The sequence below is a fragment of the Agreia sp. VKM Ac-1783 genome, from assembly GCF_900177765.1.
Taxonomy (GTDB): Bacteria; Actinomycetota; Actinomycetes; order Actinomycetales; family Microbacteriaceae; genus Agreia.
This window is the reverse complement of record NZ_FXWI01000007.1, coordinates 1-5,982: the sequence shown is the minus strand read 5'-3', so window position 1 is coordinate 5,982 and position 5,982 is coordinate 1. Positions and strand designations below refer to the sequence as shown.

General features: G+C 53.4%; 3 rRNA genes. All 3 read right to left on the bottom strand.

The features are described from left to right. Positions 1–17: 17 nt before the first annotated feature. Positions 18–134, bottom strand: a 5S ribosomal RNA gene (rrf, locus tag CCK87_RS17955). 159 nt (positions 135–293) lie between these two features. Next, positions 294–3,413 (bottom strand): 23S ribosomal RNA (locus tag CCK87_RS17950). Between the two features lie 515 nt (positions 3,414–3,928). Continuing rightward, positions 3,929–5,451, bottom strand: a 16S ribosomal RNA gene (locus CCK87_RS17945). Together the 16S, 23S and 5S rRNA genes form the textbook arrangement of a ribosomal RNA operon. Positions 5,452–5,982 lie beyond the last annotated feature (531 nt).

The following is a 5,982-nucleotide window of genomic DNA, read 5'->3' as shown; positions in this document are numbered from 1 at the left end:
CCATTCGTGTAATAGGAGTCCGGCGGTGTCCTACTCTCCCACAAGGTCCCCCTTGCAGTACCATCGGCGCAGAGAGTCTTAGCTTCCGGGTTCGGAATGTGACCGGGCGTTTCCCTCTCGCTATGGCCGCCGAAACACTAGAGATGTAACTATCTAGAAGTTTCAAACAGACACAACGCCCATTCCCGCTTGTATCAGCAGGGTATGGGTGTTGATGCATGTTTGGTTCTCGACCGTACATCGAGAACCACATAGTGGACGCAAGCAATTGTTACTTTTCGCAGTTTTTGGGTGTTATCAAGTTATCGACTTATTAGTACAGGTCAGCTCCGTAGGTCTTTAGTCCCTACTTCCACATCCTGCCTATCAACCCAGTAGTCTAGCTGGGAGTCTCTCACCATAAATGGTATGGAAATCTCATCTCGAGAACGGCTTCCCGCTTAGATGCTTTCAGCGGTTATCCAGTCCGAACGTAGCTAATCAGCGGTGCTCCTGGCGGAACAACTGACACACCAGAGGTTCGTCCAACCCGGTCCTCTCGTACTAGGGTCAGATTCTCTCAAATTTCCTGCGCGCGCAGAGGATAGGGACCGAACTGTCTCACGACGTTCTAAACCCAGCTCGCGTACCGCTTTAATGGGCGAACAGCCCAACCCTTGGGACCTACTCCAGCCCCAGGATGCGACGAGCCGACATCGAGGTGCCAAACCATGCCGTCGATATGGACTCTTGGGCAAGATCAGCCTGTTATCCCCGAGGTACCTTTTATCCGTTGAGCGACAGCGCTTCCACAAGCCACTGCCGGATCACTAGTCCCGACTTTCGTCCCTGCTCGACTTGTCAGTCTCACAGTCAAGCTCCCTTGTGCACTTACACTCGACACCTGATTACCAACCAGGTTGAGGGAACCTTTGGGCGCCTCCGTTACTTTTTGGGAGGCAACCGCCCCAGTTAAACTACCCATCAGGCACTGTCCCAGAACCCGATTAGGGTTCGTAGTTAGATATCCAGAGTGACCAGAGTGGTATTTCAACAATGACTCCACCTGAACTAGCGTCCAAGCTTCACAGTCTCCCACCTATCCTACACAAGCCACACCGAACACCAATACCAAACTGTAGTAAAGGTCACGGGGTCTTTCCGTCCTTCTGCGCGTAACGAGCATCTTTACTCGTAGTGCAATTTCGCCGAGTTCGCGGTTGAGACAGCTGGGAAGTCGTTACGCCATTCGTGCAGGTCGGAACTTACCCGACAAGGAATTTCGCTACCTTAGGATGGTTATAGTTACCACCGCCGTTTACTGGGGCTTAAATTCTCAGCTTCGCCTTGCGGCTAACCGTTCCTCTTAACCTTCCAGCACCGGGCAGGCGTCAGTCCGTATACATCGTCTTGCGACTTGGCACGGACCTGTGTTTTTAGTAAACAGTCGCTTCCCACTGGTCTCTGCGGCCCTATCCCGCTCCCGGAGTAAATCCGTTCACAGGTCAGGCCCCCCTTCTCCCGAAGTTACGGGGGCATTTTGCCGAGTTCCTTAACCACGATTCTCTCGATCTCCTTAGTATTCTCTACCTGAACACCTGAGTCGGTTTGGGGTACGGGTGACTAAAACCTCGCGTCGATGCTTTTCTTGGCAGCATAGGATCACTGATTTCGTCCGTGAGGACTACCCATCGGGTCTCAGGCTATATAGAAGACGGATTTGCCTATCTTCTGCCCTACATCCTTAGACCGGGTCAACCATCGCCCGGCTCAGCTACCTTCCTGCGTCACACCTGTTAATACGCTAAACGCACCAGCATAGGGTCGTACGCTAGGCCCCAACCGTCACCCCGAAGGGATCAGTGATGGGGATTCAGATACTTAGCATTACTGGATTGTCTTGGGCGGTTTTTCGTCAGTACGGGAATATCAACCCGTTGTCCATCGACTACGCCTGTCGGCCTCGCCTTAGGTCCCGACTTACCCAGGGCGGATTAACCTGGCCCTGGAACCCTTGTTCTTTCGGAGGACGGGTTTCTCACCCGTCTTTCGCTACTCATGCCTGCATTCTCACTCGTGTGGCCTCCACGGCTGGTTTACACCGCCGCTTCGCTGGCCACACGACGCTCTCCTACCCATCCATACGCCTGGACCCACAAGGGGCCGGGCAAAAATATAAATGCCACAACTTCGGTGGCGTGCTTGAGCCCCGTTACATTGTCGGCGCGGAATCACTTGACCAGTGAGCTATTACGCACTCTTTCAAGGGTGGCTGCTTCTAAGCCAACCTCCTGGTTGTCTGTGCAACTCCACATCCTTTCCCACTTAGCACGCGCTTTGGGACCTTAGTTGGTGGTCTGGGTTGTTTCCCTCTCGACGATGAAGCTTATCCCCCACCGTCTCACTGCTGCGCTCTCACTTACCGGCATTCGGAGTTTGGCTAACGTCAGTAACCTTTTGGGGCCCATCGGCTATCCAGTAGCTCTACCTCCGGCAAGAAACACGCAACGCTGCACCTAAATGCATTTCGGAGAGAACCAGCTATCACGAAGTTTGATTGGCCTTTCACCCCTATCCACAGCTCATCCCCTCCATTTTCAACTGAAGTGGGTTCGGTCCTCCACGACGTCTTACCGTCGCTTCAACCTGGCCATGGATAGATCACTTCGCTTCGGGTCTAGAACCAGCGACTAAAACGCCCTATTAAGACTCGCTTTCGCTACGCATTCCCCTCACGGGTTAAGCTCGCCACTGATCACTAACTCGCAGGCTCATTCTTCAAAAGGCACGCTGTCACCCCAACAAGGAGGCTCCAACGGTTTGTAAGCAAACGGTTTCAGGTACTATTTCACTCCCCTCCCGGGGTACTTTTCACCTTTCCCTCACGGTACTTGTTCACTATCGGTCATCTGGGAGTATTTAGGCTTATCAGGTGGTCCTGACAGATTCACACGGGATTTCTCGGGCCCCGTGATACTTGGGATACTCTTCGAGCCATAACTTCATTTCGACTACCGGGCTGGCACCGTCTGCGGCTGGGCTTTCAATCCCATTCGTCTATAAAGCGCTGTAACTCTCACTGTTCGGCAGAAGCAGCAGAAAAGTCCCACAACCCCGACCATGCAACGCCTGCCGGCTATCACACATGATCGGTTTAGCCTGATCCGGGTTCGCTCGCCACTACTAACGGAATCACTATTGTTTTCTCTTCCTGAGGGTACTGAGATGTTTCACTTCCCCCCGTTCCCTCTACCCGCCCTATATATTCAGGCGGGAGTCACCAGGTCACCCAAAGGGCCTGGCGGGGTTTCCCCATTCGGAAATCCTCGGATCACAGCTCTATTATCAGCTCCCCGAGGCTTATCGCAGATTTATACGTCCTTCTTCGGCTCCAGATGCCAAGGCATTCACCGTTTGCTCTTAAAAACTTGACAAACAAAATTGCAAAAAGACCAATGCTTACCACCAAGAAGCAAAGCCTCTCGGTGATGTCATTGATACACATAACACACTCACACCATCCACAAACAACACCCCAAAGGGCCTCGACTGTTTTTGATGCGAGCATGAAGATGCTCGCGTCCACTGTGTAGTTCTCAAAGTACGGGCGGTATCCTCCCCCATCCACACAACCCGAACGAACGGGCATCTCATGTGGATGAGACCAGGATCCAGAAGGCAGTCCAACCCCACCTCCGAAGAGGCGAAGCGGCCCGGTCCTTCAGGACCCAACAGCGTGCATAAAACATACTTCACACCAGCCAGAACGTTCCGAACCCCCGAAAGAGTTGTACTAGCGCATGGCCTTAGCTTTTCTGTTTCCTAAGTCAATGTTCCACCCATGAGCGCCACCGGAAAACATGTGTTTCCGTAATGGCTACGAGGCTAATAAGCGCTTGGCTGATCTGTGTAAACAGCAGGGCCAGACGCGTCCTCGAGTGCTCCTTAGAAAGGAGGTGATCCAGCCGCACCTTCCGGTACGGCTACCTTGTTACGACTTAGTCCTAATCACCGATCCCACCTTAGACAGCTCCCTCCCTTGCGGGTTAGGCCACTGGCGTTGGGTGTTACCGACTTTCATGACTTGACGGGCGGTGTGTACAAGGCCCGGGAACGTATTCACCGCAGCGTTGCTGATCTGCGATTACTAGCGACTCCGACTTCATGAGGTCGAGTTGCAGACCTCAATCCGAACTGAGACCGGCTTTTTGGGATTCGCTCCACCTTACGGTATTGCAGCCCTTTGTACCGGCCATTGTAGCATGCGTGAAGCCCAAGACATAAGGGGCATGATGATTTGACGTCATCCCCACCTTCCTCCGAGTTGACCCCGGCAGTCTCCTATGAGTTCCCACCATAACGTGCTGGCAACATAGAACGAGGGTTGCGCTCGTTGCGGGACTTAACCCAACATCTCACGACACGAGCTGACGACAACCATGCACCACCTGTTTACGAGTGTCCAAAGAGTTGACCATTTCTGGCCCGTTCTCGTATATGTCAAGCCTTGGTAAGGTTCTTCGCGTTGCATCGAATTAATCCGCATGCTCCGCCGCTTGTGCGGGCCCCCGTCAATTCCTTTGAGTTTTAGCCTTGCGGCCGTACTCCCCAGGCGGGGAACTTAATGCGTTAGCTGCGACACGGAGACCGTGGAATGGCCCCCACATCTAGTTCCCAACGTTTACGGCATGGACTACCAGGGTATCTAATCCTGTTCGCTCCCCATGCTTTCGCTCCTCAGCGTCAGTTACGGCCCAGAGATCTGCCTTCGCCATCGGTGTTCCTCCTGATATCTGCGCATTCCACCGCTACACCAGGAATTCCAATCTCCCCTACCGCACTCTAGTCTGCCCGTACCCACTGCAGGCTGGAGGTTGAGCCTCCAGTTTTCACAGCAGACGCGACAAACCGCCTACGAGCTCTTTACGCCCAATAATTCCGGACAACGCTTGCACCCTACGTATTACCGCGGCTGCTGGCACGTAGTTAGCCGGTGCTTTTTCTGCAGGTACCGTCACTTTCGCTTCTTCCCTACTAAAAGAGGTTTACAACCCGAAGGCCGTCGTCCCTCACGCGGCGTTGCTGCATCAGGCTTTCGCCCATTGTGCAATATTCCCCACTGCTGCCTCCCGTAGGAGTCTGGGCCGTGTCTCAGTCCCAGTGTGGCCGGTCACCCTCTCAGGCCGGCTACCCGTCGTAGGCTTGGTGAGCCATTACCTCACCAACTACCTGATAGGCCGCGAGTCCATCCTTGACCAAAATTCTTTCCACAACCAGACCATGCGGCCAGCTGAAATATCCGGTATTAGACACCGTTTCCAGTGCTTATCCCAGAGTCAAGGGCAGGTTACTCACGTGTTACTCACCCGTTCGCCACTAATCCACCCAGCAAGCTGGGCTTCATCGTTCGACTTGCATGTGTTAAGCACGCCGCCAGCGTTCGTCCTGAGCCAGGATCAAACTCTCCGTAAATGTTTACGCACAACCACGACACCGGAATAGGCGCACGCGATTGCAAGTTTGAAACTGACAGAACAAATCATTACTGACTTGCTTTGTATGTTTAATCTATTTCCAAAGGAATCCCTCACATCATCCAAAGGACAATGCGCGGGGTTTTTGGCATTTGACTTAGTGCACGCTGTTGAGTTCTCAAAGATCGGACGCACCCGAACATCCACCACACCAACCGGCGCAGCCTCAACTCGGGGCAACTTCTCAAACCTAGACCCAGTTTTCATTTCTGTCAAATCGTGTTTCGCGCTGATCCGGATGATTCCGGGCGCTCAACTCGACTTCCGACAGAACGTTCCTGGGAAGAGGCGTTATACATCCTAAAGCACTCCTACAGAACACTTCTAGAGCGAATCTGATTCAGCTTAGGATTTGGTCCCGCTTGAGGCCGGAAGCTCTTCGGCTTTCCGAACCTGTGGGGTGACAAGAGAAAACATTACGGGCAGATTCTGCGACCGTCAAAACCGGCGTGCAGCCCGGGCGTGTCGC